Origin of the sequence: Georgenia sp. SUBG003, from assembly GCF_000715355.2 — a bacterium.
Lineage (GTDB): Bacteria > Actinomycetota > Actinomycetes > Actinomycetales > Actinomycetaceae > Georgenia.
In genome coordinates this window covers 4,015,757-4,038,255 of sequence record NZ_CP180204.1, presented here as the reverse complement: position 1 = coordinate 4,038,255, position 22,499 = coordinate 4,015,757, and the positions used below count along the sequence as shown (strand labels likewise).

The 22,499-nt window shown below is 76.8% G+C and carries 14 protein-coding genes and 12 pseudogenes; 14 read left to right on the top strand and 12 right to left on the bottom strand.

What is annotated here, in order from left to right; all coding sequences use genetic code 11:
• From DA06_RS22050 to DA06_RS22035, 4 genes and pseudogenes are all read right to left on the bottom strand, one after another.
• Positions 1-759: pseudogene (locus tag DA06_RS22050) on the bottom strand (M17 family metallopeptidase); the annotation flags it as partial.
• Between the two features lie 148 nt (positions 760-907).
• Positions 908-1,375 (bottom strand): annotated as a pseudogene (locus DA06_RS22045) (lipid II flippase MurJ); the annotation flags it as partial.
• Between the two features lie 103 nt (positions 1,376-1,478).
• Positions 1,479-2,024 (bottom strand): annotated as a pseudogene (locus DA06_RS22040) (lipid II flippase MurJ); the annotation flags it as partial.
• Between the two features lie 4 nt (positions 2,025-2,028).
• Positions 2,029-3,240, bottom strand: a complete 1,212-nt coding sequence (locus DA06_RS22035; RefSeq protein ID WP_418606030.1) for a hypothetical protein — start codon at positions 3,238-3,240, stop codon at positions 2,029-2,031.
• Positions 3,241-3,399: 159 nt separating this feature from the next.
• Between DA06_RS22035 and DA06_RS22030 the strand changes: the two genes are divergently transcribed.
• Together DA06_RS22030 and DA06_RS22025 are read left to right on the top strand one after the other, a co-directional pair.
• Positions 3,400-3,822, top strand: a complete 423-nt coding sequence (locus DA06_RS22030; RefSeq protein ID WP_418606028.1) for a hypothetical protein — start codon at positions 3,400-3,402, stop codon at positions 3,820-3,822.
• 153 nt (positions 3,823-3,975) lie between these two features.
• Positions 3,976-4,194, top strand: coding sequence for a DUF4244 domain-containing protein (locus DA06_RS22025; RefSeq protein WP_418606027.1), 219 nt, complete (start codon positions 3,976-3,978; stop codon positions 4,192-4,194).
• 200 nt (positions 4,195-4,394) lie between these two features.
• Here DA06_RS22025 and DA06_RS22020 read toward each other — a convergent pair.
• Positions 4,395-4,790, bottom strand: a pseudogene (locus tag DA06_RS22020) (cation transporter); the annotation flags it as partial.
• A 142-nt stretch (positions 4,791-4,932) separates the two neighbouring features.
• On the opposite strand from DA06_RS22020, the gene DA06_RS22015 reads away from it, so the two are divergent.
• Positions 4,933-6,291, top strand: a complete 1,359-nt coding sequence (locus DA06_RS22015; protein ID WP_418608166.1) for a hypothetical protein — start codon at positions 4,933-4,935, stop codon at positions 6,289-6,291.
• A 188-nt stretch (positions 6,292-6,479) separates the two neighbouring features.
• On the opposite strand, the pseudogene DA06_RS22010 reads toward DA06_RS22015, so the two are convergent.
• Positions 6,480-6,959, bottom strand: a pseudogene (locus DA06_RS22010) (DUF6350 family protein); the annotation flags it as partial.
• 519 nt (positions 6,960-7,478) lie between these two features.
• On the opposite strand from DA06_RS22010, the gene DA06_RS22005 reads away from it, so the two are divergent.
• Together DA06_RS22005 and DA06_RS22000 are read left to right on the top strand one after the other, a co-directional pair.
• Positions 7,479-7,721, top strand: a complete 243-nt coding sequence (locus tag DA06_RS22005) for a hypothetical protein (protein WP_418608165.1) — start codon at positions 7,479-7,481, stop codon at positions 7,719-7,721.
• A gap of 182 nt (positions 7,722-7,903) precedes the next feature.
• Positions 7,904-8,497 carry an enoyl-CoA hydratase/isomerase family protein gene (locus DA06_RS22000; RefSeq protein WP_418606026.1) on the top strand — a complete coding sequence of 198 codons (594 nt, stop codon included), beginning with the start codon at positions 7,904-7,906 and terminating at the stop codon, positions 8,495-8,497.
• A 1,356-nt stretch (positions 8,498-9,853) separates the two neighbouring features.
• Here DA06_RS22000 and DA06_RS21995 read toward each other — a convergent pair.
• The 3 genes and pseudogenes from DA06_RS21995 to DA06_RS21985 all read right to left on the bottom strand — a co-directional run.
• Positions 9,854-10,318: pseudogene (locus DA06_RS21995) on the bottom strand (FAD-dependent monooxygenase); the annotation flags it as partial.
• Between the two features lie 270 nt (positions 10,319-10,588).
• A complete protein-coding gene (locus DA06_RS21990) occupies positions 10,589-11,380 on the bottom strand; it encodes a helix-turn-helix transcriptional regulator (RefSeq protein WP_418608164.1) in 792 nt (263 codons plus the stop codon).
• Positions 11,346-11,564 (bottom strand): hypothetical protein, encoded by a 219-nt coding sequence (locus DA06_RS21985; RefSeq protein WP_418606025.1) that lies wholly within the window; start codon positions 11,562-11,564, stop codon positions 11,346-11,348. Before DA06_RS21985 ends, DA06_RS21990 begins: the two co-directional genes overlap by 35 nt.
• A gap of 26 nt (positions 11,565-11,590) precedes the next feature.
• Between DA06_RS21985 and DA06_RS21980 the strand changes: the two genes are divergently transcribed.
• The 6 genes and pseudogenes from DA06_RS21980 to DA06_RS21955 all read left to right on the top strand — a co-directional run.
• Positions 11,591-11,791, top strand: coding sequence for a hypothetical protein (locus DA06_RS21980; protein WP_418606024.1), 201 nt, complete (start codon positions 11,591-11,593; stop codon positions 11,789-11,791).
• Positions 11,749-12,303 (top strand): annotated as a pseudogene (locus DA06_RS21975) (UvrD-helicase domain-containing protein); the annotation flags it as partial. The gene DA06_RS21980 and the pseudogene DA06_RS21975, both read left to right, overlap by 43 nt.
• 325 nt (positions 12,304-12,628) lie before the next feature.
• On the top strand, positions 12,629-12,925 hold the full coding sequence (locus tag DA06_RS21970) for a sacsin N-terminal ATP-binding-like domain-containing protein (RefSeq protein ID WP_418608162.1): 297 nt from the start codon (positions 12,629-12,631) through the stop codon (positions 12,923-12,925).
• Between the two features lie 148 nt (positions 12,926-13,073).
• Positions 13,074-13,484, top strand: coding sequence for a hypothetical protein (locus DA06_RS21965; protein WP_043505023.1), 411 nt, complete (start codon positions 13,074-13,076; stop codon positions 13,482-13,484).
• An 82-nt stretch (positions 13,485-13,566) separates the two neighbouring features.
• Positions 13,567-14,046 (top strand): annotated as a pseudogene (locus DA06_RS21960) (Mur ligase family protein); the annotation flags it as partial.
• A 106-nt stretch (positions 14,047-14,152) separates the two neighbouring features.
• A pseudogene (locus DA06_RS21955) lies at positions 14,153-14,458 on the top strand (glutamate ligase domain-containing protein); the annotation flags it as partial.
• Here DA06_RS21955 and DA06_RS21950 read toward each other — a convergent pair.
• Entirely contained in the window at positions 14,398-15,090 is a 693-nt protein-coding gene (locus tag DA06_RS21950; RefSeq protein WP_418606022.1) for a nucleotidyltransferase family protein, read from the bottom strand. The pseudogene DA06_RS21955 and the gene DA06_RS21950 sit on opposite strands and share 61 nt — an antisense overlap.
• Before the next feature lie 40 nt (positions 15,091-15,130).
• Between DA06_RS21950 and DA06_RS21945 the strand changes: the two genes are divergently transcribed.
• The 3 genes and pseudogenes from DA06_RS21945 to DA06_RS21935 all read left to right on the top strand — a co-directional run.
• Positions 15,131-15,772: a class I SAM-dependent methyltransferase gene (locus tag DA06_RS21945; protein WP_418606021.1), complete on the top strand. Its 642-nt coding sequence runs from the start codon at positions 15,131-15,133 to the stop codon at positions 15,770-15,772.
• Positions 15,769-16,995 (top strand): annotated as a pseudogene (locus tag DA06_RS21940) (DUF3710 domain-containing protein); the annotation flags it as partial. The gene DA06_RS21945 and the pseudogene DA06_RS21940, both read left to right, overlap by 4 nt.
• Positions 16,996-17,589: 594 nt before the next feature.
• A pseudogene (locus DA06_RS21935) lies at positions 17,590-17,952 on the top strand (superoxide dismutase); the annotation flags it as partial.
• Positions 17,953-18,942: 990 nt separating this feature from the next.
• On the opposite strand, the pseudogene truB reads toward DA06_RS21935, so the two are convergent.
• Together truB and dprA are read right to left on the bottom strand one after the other, a co-directional pair.
• Positions 18,943-19,827, bottom strand: a pseudogene (gene truB / locus DA06_RS21930) (tRNA pseudouridine(55) synthase TruB); the annotation flags it as partial.
• A 1,182-nt stretch (positions 19,828-21,009) separates the two neighbouring features.
• Positions 21,010-21,882 carry a DNA-processing protein DprA gene (gene dprA, locus DA06_RS21925; RefSeq protein WP_418606020.1) on the bottom strand — a complete coding sequence of 291 codons (873 nt, stop codon included), beginning with the start codon at positions 21,880-21,882 and terminating at the stop codon, positions 21,010-21,012.
• Between the last annotated feature and the right edge of the window lie 617 nt (positions 21,883-22,499).

Sequence of the window (22,499 nt, the reverse complement as noted above, 5' to 3'; positions counted from 1 at the left end):
GACGTGCACGTCGGTCGCGGTGTGGGCGACGTCGGCGACGGCGGAGTCCAGGGCCGCCCGGTAGTCCTCCACGAGCGGCATGCGCCAGGCCTGCTCTCCGGTCGCCGCGGCGGCCGCGAGCAGCTCGCCCGCGAGGTCGTCGCCGCCCGCGTCACCACCGGCCGAGTAGAGGGCGGCGTGGCCACGGCCGAGCCCGCGTGCGGCCGCGCCGGTCAGCGTGGCGATGTCGACGACGACGTCGGGCGCGAGCGCGGCGGTCGCCCACGCGAGGGCGTCGGCCAGGACGAGGCGGCCCTCGGCGTCGGTGTTCGAGATCTCCACGGTGGTCCCGTCGAAGGTGCGCACGACGTCGCCGGGACGGTAGGAGCTGCCGCCCATGGCGTTCTCGGCGAGCGGCAGCACGGCGGTGACGCGCACCGGCAGGCCGAGCTCGGCCGCGCCGAGCGTGGCGGCGAGAACGGCGCCGGCGCCGGCCATGTCGGTCTTCATCGGCACCATGGCCTCGCGCGGCTTGAGGGACAGACCGCCGGTGTCGAAGGTGATGCCCTTGCCGACCAGGACGACGTGCTGCTCCGCGCGGCCTGGCTCCCAGGTGAGCACCACCAGGCGCGGCGGCGTCACCGAGGCGCCGCCGACGGCGAGGATCGCCTCCATGCCCTGACGGCGCAGCCACGTCTCGTCGTGGACCTCGACGCCCAGGGTGCCGCCCTCCGCGGGGGCGGTCCGGACCAGCTCGGTGACCTGCTCGGCGAGCCACACCGGGTTCTTCGTGCTCGACGGCGTCGCGGCGAGCAGGCGGGCCAGCCACGTGACGCGGGCGGACGCCCGGGCCGCGGCCAGCCCGGCCCCTGTCCACCGCGTACAGCGCCCGCGAGACGTGGAAGATCAGCGCGTAGCCCAGCAGCCCGGGGGCGAACCAGGTGATGGCGCCGGTCATCCCGGCCATGTCGTCGCGCAGCGAGAACACCGCGGTGGCGGCCGGCGCGACGGCGACGAGCAGCGCCAGACCCACCAGCGAGGCGGCGACGACCAGGCGGGTGGACCCTGCCGCCATCCGTGCGAAGCCCGCCCGGTCCCCGGTGCCGGCCCGCTCGGACAGCCGCGGGAACACCGCCGTGGACAGCGGCACCGCGAGCACGGCGTACGGGAGGAAGTACACGGCCTGGGCGTACCCGTAGACGTTGATGGTGCCGGTCTCGCCGTGAACGTTCGCCAGGTACAGCACCACGAGCACGCTCGCCTGCTGGGCGAGCAGGGCCCCGAGGCCGGCGGCGGCCAGATGGCGGGCACGCCGTCCCACCCCTGGCGGCATCCGCAGCGCGGGCCGCAGGCGGACCCCGGTGCGCAGCACGGGCACGAGCTGGCACAGGCTCATCGCCGCGACGCCCGCCGTCGTCCCCCCAGGCGAGCCAGCCGACGGCGGCGGACGGCAGCGCGGCCGGGTCGTCCTGGCTGCCGCCGGCCAGGGCACCGAACGCCACGTAGGTCGTGACGACGACGAGGGAGGAGAGCAGCGGCGCGAAGGCGGGCCAGAAGAACCGCTTCTGGGCCTGCAGCACGCCGGAGAGGACCACTCCGACGCCGTAGAGCGGTATCTGGACCGCGAAGATCCGCAGGAAGGTGACGGTGAGGTCCAGGGTGCCGGCTCCGGCGTCGTCCCCCAGCAGGGCCCGGGCGACGGGACGTGCGACGAGGGCGACCGCGGCGGCGAGCGGCAGCAGGACGCTCAGGGTCCAGGTCAGGAGCGCCGAGGCGGTGCGGTCGACCTCGGCACGCAGGTGCTTCGCCAGCGGGACGGCGAGCAGGGGGACGACGGCGCCGGCGAGCGCCCCGCCCGCGGCCACCTCGAACAGGACGTTGGGGATGCGGTTCGCCGTCTCGTAGGCCTGGGCGGACGCGGACGAGCCGAGCGTCCAGGACTGCACCAGCCAGCGGCCGAACCCGACGGCGCGCGAGAGGAGCGTCAGCACGGTGATGAGCCCCGCGGCGCCGAGGACCCCGCCGGCCAGCCTGCGAGCGGTCATCGCGTCAGCGGGCCCGGCGGCCCAGCGCATCGAGGCGGCGCAGCGGCCCCGTGCGCTCGATCACGCGCGAGAAGCTGACCCGTTCGCTGAGCAGCGTCAGGCCGACGGCGGCGGCCAGCGACCCGCCGCGCACGACGCGGGACGGCTGCGCCGCGAGGGCCGTGCCGACGAGTCCGCCGAGGGCGTTCGCCCCGGTGTCCGCCGAGCATGGTGACCTCGCCGAGGTCGTCGGCCGTCGCCGCGCGCGGCCGAGTCCCCGCCGGGACCGGGACGCCCGCGTCGCCCCCCGACAGCCCGCGTCGCCCTCGACAGGTCGACGCGCCAGAGACCGTCGGGCGAACCGCGTCGACGGCGCGCTCGACCGGCGGAGCACGGCCGCGCCGTCGTCCCAGAGAACTCCCAGGTTCCGGCAAGCGTCGTCCCAGGCGGCGGGTGTCTCATGGATCCATCGACAACGACGGAGGATCCATGAGCAACGACGACGAGCGGTCGACCCCCTGGACCAGGCCGGAGACGCCTGGACCGCGGGCCTGGCAGGGCTCCCACGAGTCCACGGCGCCCTGGCAGGGCAACGAGCAGTCCCCGTACGCGGGCGGTTCCGGCCCCCGGCCGACGGGGCCCTGGGCCGGGTCGTCCCACGCCTCCCACCAGCCGGGGCAGACGCAGACGCAGGCCCTGCCCGGCCACGACCCCGCTCGTCGGCGGCGAGGCTCAGCGCGCCGACGTCCTGCCCGGCGAGGAACGCCGCCGAGGCCTCGACGGGGACGAGCACCCCGGCCCGGGCGGCGAGCATGGCGGTGAGCAGCCCGTCACCGACCCCCACCTGGCACTCGGCGCCCGTCTCGGTGGCCACGGTCCCGACGAGCAGCTCCGCCAGGGCGTCCTCCGACCCGACGTGCCGCACGGGGCCGCGGGCGAGGAAGACGACCATCCCCGGACGGACGACCTCGACCTCGGCGACCACGGTCTCCACTGCCTGGACGAGCGGCTCGAACGCGCGGGCGTCACGGACCGGGTCGACGGGCACGAGCACCAGCTCGGGGCAGAGCTGCTGGGCGCTGCGCCGTCGCATCCCCTGGCGCACCCCGGCGGCGCGGGCGGGCGCGGAGGCGACGACGACGCCCCGGTTGTCGTGGACGGCGACGGGGAGCTGGGGGTCCACCAGCCCCTCGGCGACGGCGGCCGCCACCGGCCAGTCGGGGACCCACAGGACCACCCGGCGCGCGACTCCTGCGGGCGGCACCTCACACCGCCCGCAGGAGAGTCGGTTCCTGGACGAGCCCCGCGGCCCCGGCTCCGGTGTCGGGACGCACCCCAGCACCCCGGTCCTCCTCGGCACCGCCGACGCCGCCGAGGCCGTCGGGCCGACGCGGACGTGGACCTCGCGCGCCACGGCGGCACCGGCCCTGCCGGTGGCCCGGACTGCGAGCTCCTGGTCGACCAGATGGCCCCCACCCCCTGGCCGAGCCCCTCCCAGCCGGACCGGGTGGCCCGCAGCACGAGGTGGGCGCCGGGCCAGTCGTGCGTGCTGAGCAGGACCGCTCCCCTGGTTCGCACGCGGGCGGCGATCGAGCGGCGGTCCCGCTCCCCCAGCGCCGGGCAGCGGCCGACGACGAGGACGTCGAACCCGTCGGCGAGCGCACCGACCACCGCGGGGCACCGGGAGGCGCAGGAGGCCGCCGCCCGGCTCGGCGTGCGGCTCGTGCTGCCGCTCGGCCTGTGCTTCCTGCCTGCGTTCGTGCTGCTCGGTCTGGTCCCGGTGGTCCTCGCGGCCGGTGGCGCCGTGCTGGGCGGCTGAGCCTCCACACGCCCCGCGGGCGCCGCCTCGTCCACAGCCACGGCGGCGCGGCCGGATCCGGGCGGACCGACCGGCGCAGGCTCGGTCCTGACGGACTGCAACGCCGGTCCGCGACACAGGAGGCGCCCACGGGCGCGGGGAGGGAGAGCACGAATGAGCGTTCGACGTCGTTGGGGGAGGGTCCGGGTCGCGCTGACCCGGCGCGTGAGCGCGCTGCGCGCCACCGGGGAGGCCGGGATGGCGACCGCCGAGTACGCGATCGGCACCGTCGCGGCTGCGTCCCTGGCCAGCATCCTGCTGTGGATCCTCAAGAGCGACTGGGTCCGGGAGCTCGTCTCGGACCTGATCCGCAAGGCGCTCGGGCTGGGATGAGAACGCACCGACGTCCGCCGGCGGGCGGGGCATCGCGCCCCCGTCCGCCGGCGGGCGGCCGCGAGCGCGGCGGGGTCACCGCCGAACTGGCTCTCGTCCTGCCCGGGGTCGTCCTGCTGCTCGTCGCCCTGCTGACCGCGGGCCGCCTCGACGGCGGCGACGAGGGCGTCGACGTCCACGTCCTCGGTGAGCGTCACGTGCGCGGACTCGGTGGCGAGGTTCACGGTGGCGGTCGCGCCCGGGACCTTGTTGAGCTTCTTCTCCACGCGTGCCACGCAGGACGAGCAGGTCATCCCGTCGACGGCGAGGTCCACCTCGCGCAGGACGGACGGTTCGGTGGCGTCCGCCGTCGTCCCCGGCGCTGCCGCGGGGGCGGTCGTCGGATGGGACGTCTCGGCGGCCGGGGCGGCGGACCGGCGGCGCGTGACCGTCCCGGTGTACCCGGCGGCCGCCACCGCGTTCAGGAGGTCACCGTCGCTGACGTCCTGGCTGAGCTCCACGTGCGCGGACTCGGTCACCAGGTTCACGGTGGCGCTCACGCCGGGCACCTTGTTGAGCTTCTTCTCCACGCGCGCCACGCAGGACGAGCAGGTCATCCCGTCGACGGCGAGGTCGACCTCGGCGACTGGGGCGAGTGGTGCGCGGGGATCGGTGGAGGTGGGCACGGGGGGACCTTTCGGGGGTCGACGGCGCCGCAACCGGCCCCTGGTCGGGGCGGACGCCCGCGCCCGCGAGCCCATGCCGGAGCCGGACCCGTCCGAGACCCCGAGCCCCTCCGCGGGCGAGGCGTGGCTGCTGCGCTCCCCGGCGCGCACCCAGCAGGTTGCGGTCATCGACCAGCGCATCGGTTCGGTGCTGGAGGCGGTCCGCGAGGTCGCCCCGGACGCCACCGTGCTCGTGGCCTCCCTCGCGGACTCCGGCACCCGGTCGATGATGCAGCTCGCCGTCGCCGACGGGCCGGCGCTCGGGAACGTGCCCGCCGACGGCGCGGTCCTGGACGCCCGGTCGACCCGGCAGCCCGGCATGGTGCAGTCCACCGACCTGATGCCGACCCTGCTCGCGTGGCTCGGGATCGACGGGCCCCCCAGCCTCGTCGGAGCGCCGCTGCAGGTGCAGCCCGACGGCCGCACCGGGGCCGAGCGCGCGGCCCATCTCAAGGACGTCAGCGACCACGCCGTCGCCGTCCGGCCCCTCAAGGGGCCGTTCCACTCCGCGCTCGTCGTCGTCAACCTGCTGCTCTACGCCGCCGTCACGGTCGGCCTCAACCGCAAGAACCTCGACCGGGCCGCGGACCGGCTGGGGCGCCGCGAGTCCCACACCGCACGCCGCGCGGCCGAGGCCCTGCGCTCCCGCCGACCGGCGACGGCACTCGGCGTCGGGCTGTTCTGCCAGTCCGCCTCGGCCGGGCTGGCCCTGCGCTCGACCGCGGCCCGGCGCGGGCTGCCGGTGGCGAGCTTCCTCTCCTCCGGGCTGCGCGTGGACGTCTCCGGCAACGACACGATGCAGTTCTGGTCCGTGCACGAACCCACCGCCGTCGGGGCCGTGTACCTGGAGTCGATCGGCAACCCGCGCAAGTTCTCCCGGATCGCCCGTCGCCTCTCCGCGACCACCCCGCTCGTCGCCGTCGTCTCGGGCCAGACCGGCCAGGCGACCCCGCCCGGCCACGCGGTCCGTACCTCCACCCAGCCGCAGCGGGTGCTCACCGAGATGCTGCGCCAGGCGGGGGTCGTGCGGGCCCGGACGCAGCGGGAGATGCTCGACGTCGCCGGACTGCTCCTGGCCCAGCCCCTGCCCGCGGGGCCGCGCACCGCCGTCGTGTCCTCCTCCGCCTCCCTCGCGGCCCTCGTCGCCGACGTGGCGGCCGCGCAGGGCCTGCAGGTGGCGGGCCGGCCCGTCACCCTCGACCCGCTGGCCGGCGCCGAGGCGTACGAGTCGGCCCTGACCGCCCTGCGGGCGCGGGACGACTGGGACGCCGTCGTCATCGCGGTCTCGCCGCCCCTGGGGCGCACCGACCCCGCCGTGGCCGCGCCGTCGCACGAGCCGCGGCCGACGACCCGCGCACCTGGGTGGCGAGCGTGTACGGCCTGCACGGGCTGACGGCGGACCTGAGCGCGGGGGAGGCGTGCGTGCCGTCCATGACCACGGTGGAGGACGCGGTGACCGCGCTGGCCGGTGCGGTCCGTCATGCGGCCTGGCGCGAGCACGCCGACGACCCGCTCGTCGACCCGTCGGGGATCGACCCCGTGGCCGTCGGCCATCCGCCCGGGGCCGACGGATCCCGACGCCGCGGCGGTCAGCAGACCCGTGAGGACAGCGGCGCCGAGCGCGGCGACGACGGCGCTGCCGGCGGCCCGCGAGAGCGACTCCTCGCGGTGCCGGTGCAGCAGAACGCCCACGACGACTCCCACCAGCGCCGGGACGAGGACGATCCACTGCATCGCGGGCGCCTCCGGGGACGGCAGGGCGCCCAGCGCGGGGACGGCCGGCAGCGGGGCGGTGAGCACCTCCCCGGGGGCGAAGGACGTTCCCGTCCCCACGGAGAACCCCGGACCGGCGACCCAGGACAGCGCCCACACGGCAAGGGTCGGCAGGTAGAGCAGCTGCGCGAACGTCATGAGGGTGGCGCCGAGAGGGTCGAGGACGTACGCCTCGTGGACCAGGAGCACCCGGTCCCACCCGACGACCGTTCCGACGCCCAGGGCGACGACGGCCAGCGCGGCGAGGCCCACCACGGACCAGCGCGCTCCACGCAGCCCGGTCGTCACCCAGCCGGGGGCACGCCCCCACCAGGTCGCCCGGCTCTCCCCGAGCGCGGACCTGCACCGCCGCGGACCTGCGTCGCCGCGCGCACGGCACCCCGCGGGACCGCGAGTGCTGCGCCGGCTGCGTGCCGTTCTGCGGTGACGGCCGGTCCGCACGTAGCCTGGCGGCTCGTCCTGACCCCGAACGCCCTGGAGACCGTGTGACGCGCCCGACCCCGTTGCTCGCCGTTCCGTTGGCCGCAGCGCTGACCCTCACCGCCTGCTCCTCAGCCAGCCACGACGACGCGACACCGGGGACGACGGCGCAGCCCACCACCGCGGAGCCCGCGGTCAGCCGGCCTGCGGCACCCGCCGCGACGACGGTGCTGACGTCCGAGGGGGAGGCGGCGCTCTCCGCCGAGGCGTCGCGAACCTTCTTCGAGGCCGCACCCCTCACCGTCGTCGGGACACCGGAGACGGCCCTGCAGGCCTCGTCGCTCGGGATCAGCCTGGGCGTGCCTGTGCTGATCGACGAGGCCGAGCCTGCCGGCGGGACCGCGGACGCGGCCGCACCTACCGCGGCGGCGGGCGGGGGGTCTGGCCGAGCAGCTCCGGCTGCCGCAGGAGAACCTGCTCTCCCCCGCCACGCAGCGCCGGCTCGCGTGGGAGGTCAAGCCCCGCCCGAGCATCGGCCAGGTGACCGACCGCCTCACCGCCCTCGGCGCCCGCCCCTGGCAGGTCGAGCGGGTGGCCGACGCGATCACCCGGTCGCTCCGGACCGTCTGACCCCCGGCGCGGCAGCCGACCCGCAGCGCCGCCGGACAGCCTTCGGTAGGGTCTCCTCGCAGTACCTGATACCGACAGTGCCGTCTATCTGGAGAGCGTCGTGACCACCACCTCCCGCACCTACACCGAGCGCGCCACCGTGGTGGTCGCCTCCGACGTCCCGGTCCCCCGACCTCGGCACCGTGCTGGTGCTCACCCTCGCGCAGCAGGACGGCAGCGACCGGCCGTGCACCCTCGGGCCGACGGGGCTGGCCAACGTCGAGCGCGCCCTCGCCGAGGCCACCCGGCGTGCCACCACGGGTGCGATCGCCGCCGTCGTGCTGACGGGCAGCGGGCGGACCTTCCTGGCCGGCGCGGACCTGCACTTCGTCCGCACGGTCACGGACGCCGAGCAGGTCCGCGAGCTCGCCGAGGCGGGCCACCGGGTGGTCGCCGCGATCGCCGACCTCCCGGTGCCCACCCTCGCGCACCTGAACGGCTCGGCCCTGGGCGGGGGGCTCGAGCTCGCGCTCGCCTGCGACTACCGCGCCGCCGACCCGGACGTGCGCGCCGTCGGCCTGCCCGAGACCCACCTCGGCCTGCTGCCCGGGTGGGGCGGCTGCACCACGCTGCCGAGGATCGTCGGGCCGGACACCGCGCTGCAGGTGATCGTGCCAGGGCGACGTGGGGGGTGGCGGAGCCCGGTCCGGGCGAGCTCGCGCGCGACGTCGTTCAGGGAGTGCCCGCCCGCGAGCAGCGTGTCGACAAGCGCCCGCTGGAGCGGGCGGACGCGGTAGGCCGGGGTGACGGCCAGCAGCGCGGACCGCACGAGCGGCACCACCGTGCCGTCGTGCAGCATCAGTCCGGCGGCCACCGCCTCGGAGACGAGGGCGTCCCCCTCCGCCGGCGAGCGGGTGAGCACGGGCGGGACGGCCTCGCCGGAGAGGTCGAAGCCGACGGCGGAGGCGAGCAGGAGGTCCCGCAGGCCCGCGTCGAGGTGCTCGAGCTCGTGGCCCACCTGCAGCGCCACCGCCCGCACCACGTCGGCGGCCCACAGCCCGGTGGTGCGCATGGCCGAGACCAGGCGGTTGACCAGCCACGGCATGCCGCCGGTCTCGTGCAGGATCCGGTCGACCTCCGCGGCCGGCACCGGTCCGCGCAGCGTCCGCCCCGCGTACGCGAGGACTTCCGCGGGGCCGAGCGGGCCGAGCACGACCGGTGGCCGCTGCTCGGCGAGGGCGGAGACGAGCCGTCGCAGCCCGGGTGCCACCGGCCACGGGCGGTAGGCGACGACGAGGTCGCCGTCGTGCTGGTCCCAGTGACGCAGCACGTGCTCGAACGCCGGCTCCGGCAGGCTGTGCGCGTCGTCGATGAGCACAGCGCCGAAGGCGGCGAGGTCCTTCAGGTCGAGCTCGGAGCGCGCGAGCCGCGTCTCGACGCCGGCGCTGCGGTACGCGTCGGCGAGGTCGGCCAGCAGCGCCGACTTCCCCGACCCGCCGACGCCGACGAGCGTGGCCGCCCGGCGCGACGGCGGCCCGGTGGTGATCTCCTCGTACAGGGCGGCCGCCGCGGTGCCGCGGGCCTCCCGCAGGACGGCCGGCCGTGAGCCGATCATCCCCCACCCGCCGGAGGGCTCGCGCTGGTGGCGCCCCCGCCCGGCGTCCCGGTGGCCGCGGGGCCGGGCAGCTCGCTCTCGCCCGCGGTGGCGGTCGCGAACGGCGACGGAGCCGGTGGACGAACAGGCCGCGCTCCTGAAGGTCTCGCACCGCCCGTTCCGGCCACGCCCCCGCCGGCCCGCACAGCAGCACGTGGAACCCCGGAGCCGCGACGGCCTGGTGGAGGGTGCCGAGCCGGAGCGGCGCGTCAGGGAGCCGGTCTCCCGCCCGCGGCCCGTGCCGCGGCGCGCCAGGACCCTCGACCGAGAGCGGGCTGCGCCGGTAGCCCACTCCGAGCTCGGCGACGGCGCGAAAGCCTGCCGCCCGCAGGCGCGTCGACCGCAGGACGAGCGGCACGACGGCGGCGGCGAGCCGCGAGCGGGCGAACCTCAAGGGCGCGGCCGAGGACGTCGCCACCGTGAAGGCGCGGTCGGTCAGGCGCAGCACGGCCCGTCCGACCGGGATTCGCTCGGGCTCGTACGTGTCGAGCAGGCTGGCGGGCGCCCGGCCGGAGGCGACGAGCGCCAGCTTCCACCCGAGGTTGACCGCGTCCTGGATGCCGGTGTTCATGCCCTGCGCGCCCGCGGGGCTGTGGATGTGGGCGGCGTCGCCCGCGAGCAGCACCCGCCCCGAGCGGTACCGCGCGGCGTGGCGCAGGTGCAGCCGGAAGTTCGTGGTCCACACCGGGTCGTGCAGGCGCACGCCGCCGACGAACCGCTCCACGAGGGACTGCAGCTCGGTGAGCGCCACCGCTCCCCCGGCGACGGCGTGCTGGCGGCGTGGGCGCATGGCGATCAGCCGCCAGGTCGCCGGGCGGCCGATCGGGAAGAACAGCAGCGTGCCGTGCCCGGAGACGAAGGCGTGCGCCGGTCCGGGCTCGAGGCCGTCGGCCTCGACGTCGGCGAGGACGAAGGTGGGCGGGTAGGTGCCGCCGCGGAAGGCGATCCCCGCCGCCCGCCGCACGGTGCTGTGCGCGCCGTCGCACCCCACGACGAACCGTCCGACCGCTCCCGGGACGTGCGGCGGCCGGGCGGGGGGGACGTCGTCGCCGGCCTGCTCGAGCCTGCCCGCGGCGTCGGACAGGCCGCCGGCCTCGCGCCCGAGCGCCTTGACCTGGCGCCACAGGCGCAGGGCGAGAAGGACGCCGACGCCGAGCGCCGCGAGCACGAGCACGATCCAGGTCAGCCACCACACGGGCGCCAGGATATCGGGCTGCAGGGCAGGGAGCGCCGGTCAGGCGAGGCGACCGTACTCCTCGAGCGCGCGGCGGGCGCGGACCGCGACGTCCCGGGCGAGGTCCGGCGGCGAGACGGCGAGGACGGCGTCGCCGAGAGACAGCAGCAGGTTGCTCACCCACGCGGGGTCGCCGGCGCGGAGCGTCACCCGGAGGTTGCCGTCAGGAAGGTCGGTGACCTCCTCGACCGGGGTGTGCTCGGCGACCCACCGGGCCGGCGACGTGAGCTCGAGCGTGACGAGGCGGCCGTCGCCCTCCCACGGCCGCTCGTCCCGCGCGACCAGGTCCGGGTGGGCGTCCGCCGCGGCGTCGAGCACGTCCACGGCGAGGATGCGGTCCAGGCGGAACGTCCGGGAGCCCTGGGCGCGGTGGCACCAGGCGCGCAGCGACCAGGTCACGCCGTCCGAGCGGACCTCGACCGGGTCGACGTCGCGCTCGGTGACGACGTCGGCGGCCGAGACGTAGCGCAGGTGCAGCCGCCGGCCGCCCGCGATGGCTTCGCGGAGCGCCTGCAGCGTGCCGCTGGGCGCGTCGGCCCGCAGCTCCACCTGGACGGACGCGGCCTGCTCGGCGGCCCGCCCCGTGGCGGCGGAGAGCTTCTCGATCGCGGAGTCCAGCGCGCCGGGCTCGCGCTCGAGGCCCGGGTGGGCCTCGGCGACCTCCCGCAGCGACCGGAGCGCCAGCAGCAGCGCGATCGCCTCGGAGCTGGACAGGCGCAGGGGGCGGTCCATGCCGCGGGCCTCCGTGAGCGTGAGCTCACCGTGATCGAGCGCGTCCGCGGAGAAGTCGATGAGGTCGTCGGGGAAGTACCCGGGGGGTACCGGTCACCCACAGGAGGTTGACGTCGGCGAGGACCTGCGCCTCGGTGGTCCCGAAGCGCGCCGCGACGTCGGCCACGGGGGCGCCGCGGTGCTCGCCCAGGTACGCCACGAGGGCGAGCAGCCGGGTGAGGCGCTCGGCCGTCGTCTCAGCCACGGGCCACCCCCCTGCACGCGCTCGGCGTGGTCCAGCGCGGCGACGGCGCGCAGCCGCCGCAGGACGGCCTCGCGCAGGTCGAGCGGCTCGAGCACGAGCGCGGCCTCGGCGTAGGTCGCGAGCTCCTCGGCGAGCAGCTCGGCGTCGGAGTAGGGCAGCTCGACGACGTCACGCGACGACGCAGGTGCTGGTCCGGACGCCCGCGTCCTTCGCCTACTCCGTGCTGAGGATGCGCGCCGCGGCGCTGCACGAGCCGCCGCCGACGCTGATCACGGGTCCGGAGCAGGACCAGATCCTCGCCGAGCTGCTGGACGGGCACCGCGCCGGGCTCGGCGCCTCGGTGCGCTGGCCGGACTCCGTGGGGCCGGACACGCTGGCGCTCGGGGCGTTCCGCGACGAGCTGCGCGACCTCTTCATGCGCGCCGCGGAGCTCGGGCTGGGCCCGGAGGAGCTGGCGGAGCGCGGGGAGCGGTACGGCCGGCCCGAGTGGGTCGCGGCCGCGGCGCTGCTGCGCGAGTACCAGCAGGTCACCGCGCTGGGGGAGCTCACGCCGGACCGGGGTGCCAGGCTGGATGCCGCCCGCATCGTCGACGAGGCGACCGCCGCGCTGCGCGCCTGGGAGCAGGAGGTGCCCGGGCTGCCGCGGCCGAGGTGGTCCGCCGTGGTGGTCGACGACCACCAGGACTCCACGCTCGCGACCGCGCGGATGCTCCGGACGCTGGCCGACGACGGTGCGCAGCTCCTGCTCTTCGGCGACCCCGACGCCGGCGTCCAGGGTTTTCGCGGCGGCACACCGGCGCTCGTGGGGCTGGCCGAGACCCGTGAACCGCTCGGGGGTTTCGCGGCCGGGCGGATCGATCTGGGTACAGCTCACCGGCAGGACGCGGTGCTCCGGGCCGTCACCGCGGCCGTGACCGCGGCGGTGGGCACGGTCGGCGCCGCAGGCCACCGTCAGGCCGTGGCCGCCGTCCCGGACGCGCCGGGAACGCCGGACGCTCCCCGCGGCCTCGAGCCCGCCGTCCTCCGCTCCCGCGCGCAGGAGGGGGCGTGGATCGCGCGCCCGCCTGCTGCTGCGCCTGACCCGCACCGCGCGCGGCGCGGAACTCCTCGCCGCCAACACCGGCGCCCCGCTGACCGCCGACGGCGTCGCGGCCCTGGCGTCGATGCGTGCCTCCGCCAAGCGGGACGGTGGTCAGGTGGGCCGTTTCGGTGTCGGCTTCGCCGCCGTCCGTTCCGTCAGCGACGAGATCACGGTCGCGACCACGCCCTCGCCTGACGGGGACGGGGCGGGTGCCGACGGGGACGGGGCGGGTCCTGACAAGCCAGGGGCGGGTCCTGACAAGGCCAGGGGCCGGTCCTGACGGGCCCGGAGCCGGTCCTGACCAGCGAGGGGCCGGTCCTGACCAGCCCGGGGCCGGTCCTGACGGGAACGGCGCCGGTCCTGACGGGGACGAGAGCGAACCCCGTGGCGCCGCGGCGCCTCCCCGGAAGGGTGAGCCCGCCGTCGGGGTGCGGTTCTCCCTCCGGGGCACCGCCGCGCTGCTCGCGGAGCTTGCGGCCGACCATCCCGCGCTGGCCGAGGAGGTCGGGCGACGCCACGGGGACCTGCCCGCCCTGCGTCTGCCCTTCGCCGGGGAGGGGCTGGCGGTGCCCGAGGGCTACACGACCGCGGTCACCCTCGACCTCCGCGGCCCCGCGGAGGTCGAGGCGGTCCGCAGGACGCTCGCCGAGGTCGACGACATCGTGCTGCTCGCGCTTCCCGCGCTCGCCGAGATCGTCGTGGAGACCGACGCGCCCCACCCCGCCGTCTGGTCGACGTGCGCGACCGCTGGTACGCGGCGCACGCCGAGGGGGTCCTGGACCCGCAGGTCGTCGCCCAGCGACCGGTCGAGGAGCGCGAGCGCACCGGGTGGGCCGTGACCTGGGCGGTGTCGCGCGGGCCGCGGCCGGCCTGGACTTCGTGGCCGTCGCCGGCGCCCACGGCAAGACCTCCACCTCGGCGATGCTCGCCGTCGCCCTGCGCGCCGCCGGCGAGGACCCGTCCTACGCGATCGGCGGAACCGTGCTGGCCCTCGGGACCGGCGCGCACCTGGGGAGCGGGCGCGCGTTCGTCGCCGAGGCCGACGAGTCCGACGGTTCCTTCCTGAACTACGCGCCCCGCGTGGCGCTGGTGACGAACGTCGAGCCGGACCATCTCGACCACCACGGGAGCGAGGCGGCGTTCCGCCGCTCCTTCGAGAACTTCGTGGACCGCCTCGTCCCGGGCGGGCTGCTCGTCGCGTGCGCGGACGACGCCGGGGCGCTCGCCCTGGCGCGGCACGCCGTCGCCGCCGGGACGCGGGTCGTCACGTACGGCCGCGGGCCCGCCCCGGAGGGGGTGGAGGCGCACGCCGTCCTCGGGCCGGCGATCTCGATGACCGGGAGCGGGTCGACGGCCGGGCTGAGCCTCGCGGGCCCTGGTGGTGCCGTCGTCGAGGTGGAGCTGACGATGCGGGTCGGCGGGGCGCACATGCTCCTCAACGCTGCCGGCGCGTGGTGCGCCGGGCTCGAGCTCGGCGTCGGCCCGGAGGAGATGGCCGCCGCGCTGGGTGCCTTCACCGGCACGGGCAGGCGCTTCGAGCACCGGGGGGGAGGCCGCCGGGGTACGAGTCGTGGACGACTACGCCCACCACCCGACCGAGGTGGCCGCCACGCTGGGCACCGCCCGGCTCGAGGCGGCGCAGGGGCGTGTGGTCGTGCTCTTCCAGCCCCACCTGTACTCGCGCACCCGGACGTTCGCCGAGGAGTTCGCCCTCGCGCTGGGGGCGGCCGACGAGGTCGTCGTCACGGACGTCTACGCCGCCCGCGAGGACCCGGTCCCCGGCGTGGACGGCAGCCTCATCACCGACGCGATGGCCCGCCGGGGTGGCGGCGCCCGGGCGCGGTACGTCGCCGACCGGCTCCGCGCGGCCCGCCGGCAAGGTCCCCGCACTCGACCGAGCACGGGCCGGTGGCGGCGCAGGTACGCCCGTGCCCCCGAGTCACCGGCGGCCTGCTCGGCCGCGCCGGCGAAGTGGTGCGCTCCCAGCAGGACGGGGTGGCCGGGCACGCCGTCGTACGCGGCACGGGCGAGCGCACCAGGACCGGACGCCGAGCCCAGGAGGCGGCGGACCACGGCCGCTCCGACGTCGGGCAGGTCGACGAGGTGGATCAGCGCCCCCCGCGCGGACCGCTCGCGGAGCGCGGCGATCCCGGTGCGGAGCGACTCCCCCATGCCCCGCTCCCACGCCGCGCAGACGGTGATCTCCACCCCCGTGCCGACGCCGGCGAGCGCCGCACGCGCCTCCCGCTCCCCGGCCCCCAGGACGACGACGACCTCCCCGCAGCCTCCCGCGAGCAGGACCTCGGCCGTCCCGGCGCACCCACGGCACTCCGTCGGTGGAGACCAGAGCCTTGGGCATCCCCATGCGCCGGCCGCGCCCGCGGCGAGCAGCAGGCCCGTCACGGCGAGCGCTTCGGTGGTCGGCACGTGGCCAGTGTGGTCCATGTCCGCAGGAGGGACCGCCCGCTCGCGGTAGGAAGGTCCCGTGGAGGAGAGCACCCGGGACGACGGCGCACGCTGGGACGCCCGGTACCGCGACGCGCCCGACCCCGTCCCCCGGCCGCCGGACGGCCTCGCCGGGCTGGCGGACCTGGTGCCCGCCGGCGGTCGCGCGCTCGACGTGGCGTGCGGACTCGGGGCGGTGACGCTGTGGGCGGCGGGGCTGGGCTTCAGGGTCGACGCGCTGGACGTCTCTGCCGTGGCGATCGCGCGCCTGGCTGCCCGGGCCGCAGCGCTCGGCGTGGCCGAGGCGGTACTGGCCCGTGTGGCGGACGTGTCCGCGGGACTCCCCGCCGACCTTGACGGCCCGTACGAGCTCGTCGTGTGCCAGCGCTTCCGTGACCCGGTGCTCCACGGGTCGCTGCCCCGTCTGCTGGCACCGGGCGGGCTGCTCGTCGTGACGGCGCTGTCGGAGGTCGGTGCGACGTCGCGCTCCAGGTTCGCGGCGGCCCCGGGGGAGCTCGGCACACTGGCCCTCGCCTCCGGCGGCGAGGTGCTCCGGGACGTCGAGGGCGAAGGCGAGGCCACGGTCGTGGTGCGCCGGCCCGGGGGTCGATCGGGCTCGGCGGACGGTCCCGTACGGCAGGATCGTCGCGACGGGTCGGGCGGGGCACGGGAGGGCTCATGAGCATCGAGGTCGATCTGGCCGGGCTGGACGCGGCCATGGCGGAGCACGACTTCGCGTACCTGCTCAGCCCTGGCCGCGAGCGCCCGCACGTGGTGGCCGTGGTGCCCCGGCTGGTCGACGGAACCCTCGTCGTCGACTCCCCCGGCCGGTCGGCGGCCACGCTGGCCGTCGGGCACCCGGCGGTCACCCTCGTCTTCCCGCCCCGGCGGGCCGGCGGGTACACGCTCATCGTCGACGGCGACGCGTCGCTCGTCGGTCGCGACGGGGTCGCCGCCACCGACCACCTGCACCACCGGAGCCGTCAGCACCAGCGCCGCGGACACCGCCGCCGCGGCCAGCACACCGCCCACGACGGCGGCGACCGGTCCCCACAGCGAGAGCGCGAGCGCCGCGCCGCCGCCGACCAGCAGCGACACCAGGTGCACCCCGGCCGAGGGAGCGAGACGCTCGCGGTAGAGGGGGGTGGTCGTCGCGGTCGGGGTTCTCTCCACCCCCTCACTCTGCCAGTCCGGTCGCACCTGGCCGAAGCCGACCTTCCCGACCGCCCCCCGCGACCGTGTCTGCGCGCGGCCCGGTGCCGCGGGTACAGTCGTGACGCGCCCGCCGGCAGCGCCGCCGGGTCCGAAGTTCATCGAGGAGACACTGACGAGATGAGTCTGTTCCGGCGCCCCAGGCGCGACACACCGGCCGACGCGGGCGACCCCGCCGCCGACGACGCGACCCAGGACGGCGCCGACGCCGTCGCGGAGACCCACGCGCGCGGGCCGCGCGACGTCGACGACGTCCCCGAGCTCGGCACCCGCCTGGACCTCGGCGCGCTGCGCGTGCCCGCCCGCGCGGGCATGCAGCTGCGGCTCGAGGTGGAGAAGAAGACCCGCAACGTCGTCGCCGTGACGCTCGGCCTCGACGCTTCCGCGATGCAGCTGCAGGTCTTCGCCGCGCCCCGCACCCTGGGCATCTGGGACGAGCTGCGCGAGGAGATCTCCGCCTCGGTCGCCAAGCAGGGCGGCACCGCCGAGGAGGTCGACGGGCCGTTCGGCACCGAGCTGCTCGCCCGGCTGCCCGTCAGGACCCCCGAGGGCGGTACCGGGCACCGGCCCGCGCGCTTCGTCGGCATCGACGGCCCGCGCTGGTTCCTGCGCGCGGTGCTCACGGGCCGGGCCGCCGTGGACGCCGAGGCGGCCGCCGAGCTCGAGGCCGTGCTCGGTGACGTCGTCGTCGTCCGCGGTCCCGAGGCCCGTGCGCCCCGCGACGTCCTTCTCCTGCACGCACCCGGTGCCGCCCCCCGCACCCGCGGCCCCCGGCCGAGGAGGAACCCGGTCTCGACCCGTTGCGCCGGGGGCCGGAGATCACGGAGGTCCGGTGAGCCTGCGGGTGGCCGACGCCCTCCACCGGCTCACCGCCACACGGGAAGAGCTGGAGGCCGACGACGAGCGGCGGATCAGCTACGTGCCCGGCGCCACGCCGGTGGCGGAGGTGGTCCCGCGCCGCCGGGCGGTCGTGGCCGGGACGGTGACCGCCCTGACCTACCGGCCGCGCAGCCAGACACCGGCCCTCACGGCACGGCTGTCGGACGGCACGGGGAGCCTCGAGCTGATCTTCCTCGGCCGCCACGACGTCCCCGGCATCGAGCCGGGCCGGCGCCTGGTGGCCGACGGCATGGTGTACGACGACCACGGGAGACCTGGCATGTTCAACCCCGCCTACCGCCTGCTTCCCCGGGCGGCCTCCGCGTGAGCGCCTCGCCCGCCGAGCCCGGCCGGTCCGACGAGCCCCTCGACCCGGCGGCGCCCGCCGGGTCCGGCGAGCGGCCGCAGCCGGAGCGCGGGGACGCCGAGCGCGTCGCCGAGGCCATCAAGGACTCCTTCGCACCTTCGACGCCTTCAAGAACCAGTTCGCCGCCGTCGCCACCGGCATCCAGGGCTCCGGCTGGTCGGTGCTCGCCTACGACTCCGTCTCGGGCGGGCTCGTGATCTTCCAGATGTACGACCAGCAGAACAACGTGCCGGTGGGCACGATCCCGCTGCTGCAGCTCGACATGTGGGAGCACGCCTTCTACCTCGACTACCTCAACGTCAAGGCGGACTACGTCAAGGCGTTCTGGAACATCGTGAACTGGCAGGACGTCGCCGCCCGCCTGGGCAGGGCGAACCCAGGCGAGCGGACTCATCGTCCCCGCGACGACGGCGTCGCGCACCACCTTGTCCCCGAGCGCGACGAGCAGCCGGCCGAGTGTCTCGGGTGGCGTGCCGCGTCCGGGCGGTCCACCGACGGCGGACGCGACCGTGCCGTCCCACAGCTCCGCCTGCACCCGCCGCCAGCGCAGGAGCGGTTCCTGGTCGTGGGCAGCCTGCGCCCCCGGCACCCCGAACGCGGCTCCGCGCACCAGAGGTGCCCCGCCGCACTCCCGGAGCACCTCGTTCCGGCGCTCCCGCGCCTCCCGGGCCGCTTCGTGCGCCACGATCCGGGCGCGGTCGTCCGTCACCCGCACGACCGCGAGGTCGTCCCGGCCGACGGCGGCGCCGAGCCCGGCCACCGCCATCTCGAGTGCGGCAGGGGACGTCGCCAGCTCGTCGAGCGGGCGCCCGGCGGACGGGCAGCACGAGCACGGGTCGAGGTGCCGCCACCCGTCGGGCCCCACCACCCAGGGGTCGAGGTCCGGCGCCACCGGCCACAACGCCTCGTCGAGCGCGTCCGAGAGGTGGTCGACCACGTGGCGCAAGCGCCAGGAGTCGTCCGGGGTGCCGGTGTAGAGGACCAGCTCCACCTCGTCAGGGGCGGTGGCGGCGACATGGCCGGCGAGCACGGCAGCGGCCGGGGGCGGCCGTGCCCGGGCCGGCGAGGTCAGCGAGATCCATGCGCGCTACGAGGCCGACCTCGCGCGACCCGCGCGGGGTGAGGCGCAGGGTGACGAGGACGGCGGACTCGGCGGGGTGGAACCCCAGCCGGAACGGGATGTGGGCGATCAGGTCGCGGGAGTCGGTGAGACGGACGGTCTGTGTGGTTGCCATGCGACCATCCAGCCCTCGGCGGACACGTTCGTGCCGGAGTCCTGTGCACAGCCGCGGCGCTCCCGCCACCTGTGCAGAGACGCGGCCCGTCGGCCACCTGTGCATGACGCGGCCCGTCGCCCGCCCGCAGAGTCGGTGCCGCCCGGCCGGACGGGACGACGCGAACCGCGCGCGCGGGCCGCCGGCGGGGCCGTCGTCCTCCCGCGGCGCGAGCGTCCTTCCGAAGCGGACGGCGGCGGTCTCGGCGTCGTCGAGCTCGCGGGCGGGGAAGCACACCCGGGCCGCATCGGTCAGGGACAGCACGGGCAGGCCTCGCGGCTCGGCCGTCCCGGCGTCGTCGGCGACCTCGGTCACGAGGCGTTCCACCGTGCGGGCCACGTCGAGCGTGAAGGGGCCGACGGCGGTGCGGCGCAGCGCCGTGAGATGGCCGCCGGTGCCGAGGGCCTCACCGAGGTCGCGCGCGAGGGCACGCACGTAGGTGCCGGACGAGCACCCCACGACCACGTCGAGGTCGACGACCACGGCGCCGCCGGCCGATGTCACCCGTGGGGCGGCGGTCGGCTCGAACCGGTGCACCGTGACGGTGCGTGCGGGCAGCTCGACGTCCTCCCCCGCCCGTACGCGGGCGTACGACCGGCGCCCGTCGACCTTGATCGCCGAGACGGCGCTGGGGACCTGCTCGACCGTGCCCCGCAGGCGCGCGAGGGCCGGCCCGAGAACGGTCGGGTCGACCGTCCCGGAGCCGTCGAGCAGCGCCTGCGCCCCGCCGGCCTGCGTGATTTCGCCTTCGGCGTCGTCGGTCACGGTGCTCTGGCCGAGCCGGATCGTGGCCGTGTAGACCTTGTCCGCGCCGACGAGGTACGTCAGCAGCCGGGTCGCCCGGCCGACGCCGAGCACCAGGACCCCGGTCGCCATGGGGTCGAGCGTCCCGGCGTGGCCGACCTTCTTCGTCGCGGCCAGCCGTCGGGCGCGCGCGACGACGTCGTGGCTGGTCCAGCCGGCGGGCTTGTCGACGACGACGAGGCGTACGGGGCGGTCGCCCAGCTCGTGCGCGAGGCCCTCGCCGTCGCGCGCGCAGGCACGACGACGCCGGCCGTGGATCCTTCGGCCCCCGACGGCCCGGAGGTGGTCGCGGCGTTGCTCGAGGGCGAGGGGTTCGGCGCGGAGCACGCGAGCGGCGTCGCGGTGCACGTCCGCGACCTGCTGGACGGGCGTCCGCTCACCGCCGAGCCCGCCGACCTGTTCGCCGGGTGGGCGGCCGTGCTCGACGCGCTGCCCGGACGCGAACCGCTGTGGGTGGTCGAGGACCTCCACGCCGCGGGCCCGGACCTGCGCTCCTTCCTCGCGCACGTGCTCGCCCGTCCCGGACGGGGCCTCGTCGTGCTGACGGCGCGTCCCGACGCCTCCCTGACCGACGCCGGTCCGCTCTCCGGCGTCCCGGTGCTGCACCTGCCGTCCCTCGTCGACGCCGACACGGAGGCGCTGGTGCGCCAGCTCGTCGGGGCCGGCGCCGTCCCGGAGGAGTACGTGCGTGGCATCGTGCGCGTCTCCGACGGCAACCCGCTCTTCGTGGAGGAGCTGCTGCGCTCCTGGATCCTCGGCGGGGTGCTGACGGCCCGCGACGGCGGCTGGACGTTCGACGGCGGGCTGGAGCCGGCGCTGCCCACGACCGTCCACGCGATCTACCAGGCGCAGCTCGACCGGCTCGCCGCGGGCTCGCGCGCCGTCGTCGAGCGGGGATCCGTGCCGGGCACCACCTTCCCCTCCGCGGCGCTGCCCGCCCTCGGGGTCGAGGACTACTCCCCGGCGCTGGACTCCCTCACCCGGGCGGGGCTGCTCTCCGGCCCGCACGACGGCCTCGTCCTTGACCAGTCCTACACCTACCGCCACGCCCTCCTGCGCGACACCGCCTACGCCTCGCTCGCCCGCGGGCGGCGGGCCGAGCTGCACGTCCGGTTCGCCGACTGGGTGCGCGAGCGGGGGCCGGCCGAGCTCGTCGGCCTCCACCTGGCTCTCGCCCTCGAGTCGCTGCCCGGCACCGCCGCCGAGCTGGACGGCCGGAGGCCTGACGACGTGGCGGACGAGGCAGCCCGGTGGCTGGAGCGTGCCGCGACCGAGCAGCTGGTCCCCGCCGCCCGGCCCACCGGTACGCCCCGGCCCACCGGCACGCGTGGCCCACCCGTACTCCCCGCGCGCCCCGGGCGTCCTTCTCACCGGACCGCCCGGTCACCCTGCCGGTCGCCGTGCGCGTGCCCACGTGGAGCCCCTCCGCAGTGCCCGTCCCTCGAGCTCGAGGTGTCCGAGCGTGGCACGCACCTCCGACGGGGACAGGCCGGCGGCCCGCGCGAGGTTGGCGACGGGTGCCGAGCCACGCAGGGGCAGCGCGTCGAGCACGCGCCGGGAGGTCGGGTCCAGGTCGTCGAGCAGGCCTGCCTGGACCGGGCGGTCCTCCGTGAGGTGCTCACCTGGTGCGCCGGTGAGCTCGAGCACCTCGGCGGCGTCGGTGACGCACACCGCCCCCTGCTCGCGCATGAGTCGGTGGCACCCGGCCGACACCATGGAGGTGACCGGCCCGGGCACCGCTCCCACCGGTCGGGAGAGCTCTGCGGCGCGGGCCGCGGTGCTCAGGGCGCCGGACCGCCAGGCGGCCTCGACCACGACCGTCGCGGCGCCCAGGGCGGCGATGAGTCGGTTGCGCGCGAGGAAGCGGTTGCGGGAGGGGACCGAGCCGGGCGGGACCTCCGAGACCACGGCACCCGTGGCCGCGACCGCCTCCAGCAGTTTCGTGTTCCCGACCGGGTAGAGGCGATCGACGCCGCCGGCGAGGACCGCCGTCGTCGCGCCGTCCACGCCGAGGGCTCCCCGGTGGGCGGCGGCGTCGATGCCGTACGCACCGCCGGACACCACCGTCGTCCCCGCCTCGGCCAGTCCCACCGCCATCTCGGCAGCGACGTGCTCGCCGTACGAGGTCGCGGCCCGCGCCCCGACGAGCGCCACGGCCCTCCCGTGGTGGACGGCGTGGCCGCGCACCCACAGCGCCAGGGGCCGCTCGACGCCGAGGTCGTCCAGCGGCGCGGGCCAGTCAGGATCGCCGGGCACGACCAGACGTCCGCCGAGCCGGTGGAGCGTGTCCAGCTCCCGCCGGACGTCCAGGTTCTCCAGGCGCGGGACCCATCCCGCGACGGCCCGTTCCCAGCGCTCGGCGGCGACTCCCGCCGCGGCGGCGACGGCCTCGTCGGCGCCCTGGCGCCGCTGCTGCCCGCGGTCACGCTGCCCACCGGCCGCGCCGAGCGGGACGAGGGCATCTCGGCCTTCCTGGCGACCCACGGGTACGACGGCGTGATCCGCTCCGTGCCCGCTCCGCCGTCGGCCTCGCGGATGCGGCTGGACCTCGTGGAGGGCTTCGGCATGCCGGCGCCCGGCGGGGACGCGGTGGAGTCCGTGCAGACCGAGGTGGACCACGTGGTCGACCTCGTCGTGGACCACGCGCTCTCGCGGCCCGAGCAGTCGCTCGCCGTCGTGGCCCTCAACCCCCGTCACGCCGAGCGGGTGCGCGAGGCCGTCACCGCCGCGGTGACCGGCAGCCCCGCCGTGGCCGAGTTCTTCCGTGCCGACCGCGAGGAGCCGTTCACCGTCGTCGACGTCGACGCCGCCGGCGGGCTGCGCCGCGACGTCGTCATCCTCTCGGTCGGGTACGGCAAGACCCCGCACGGGCG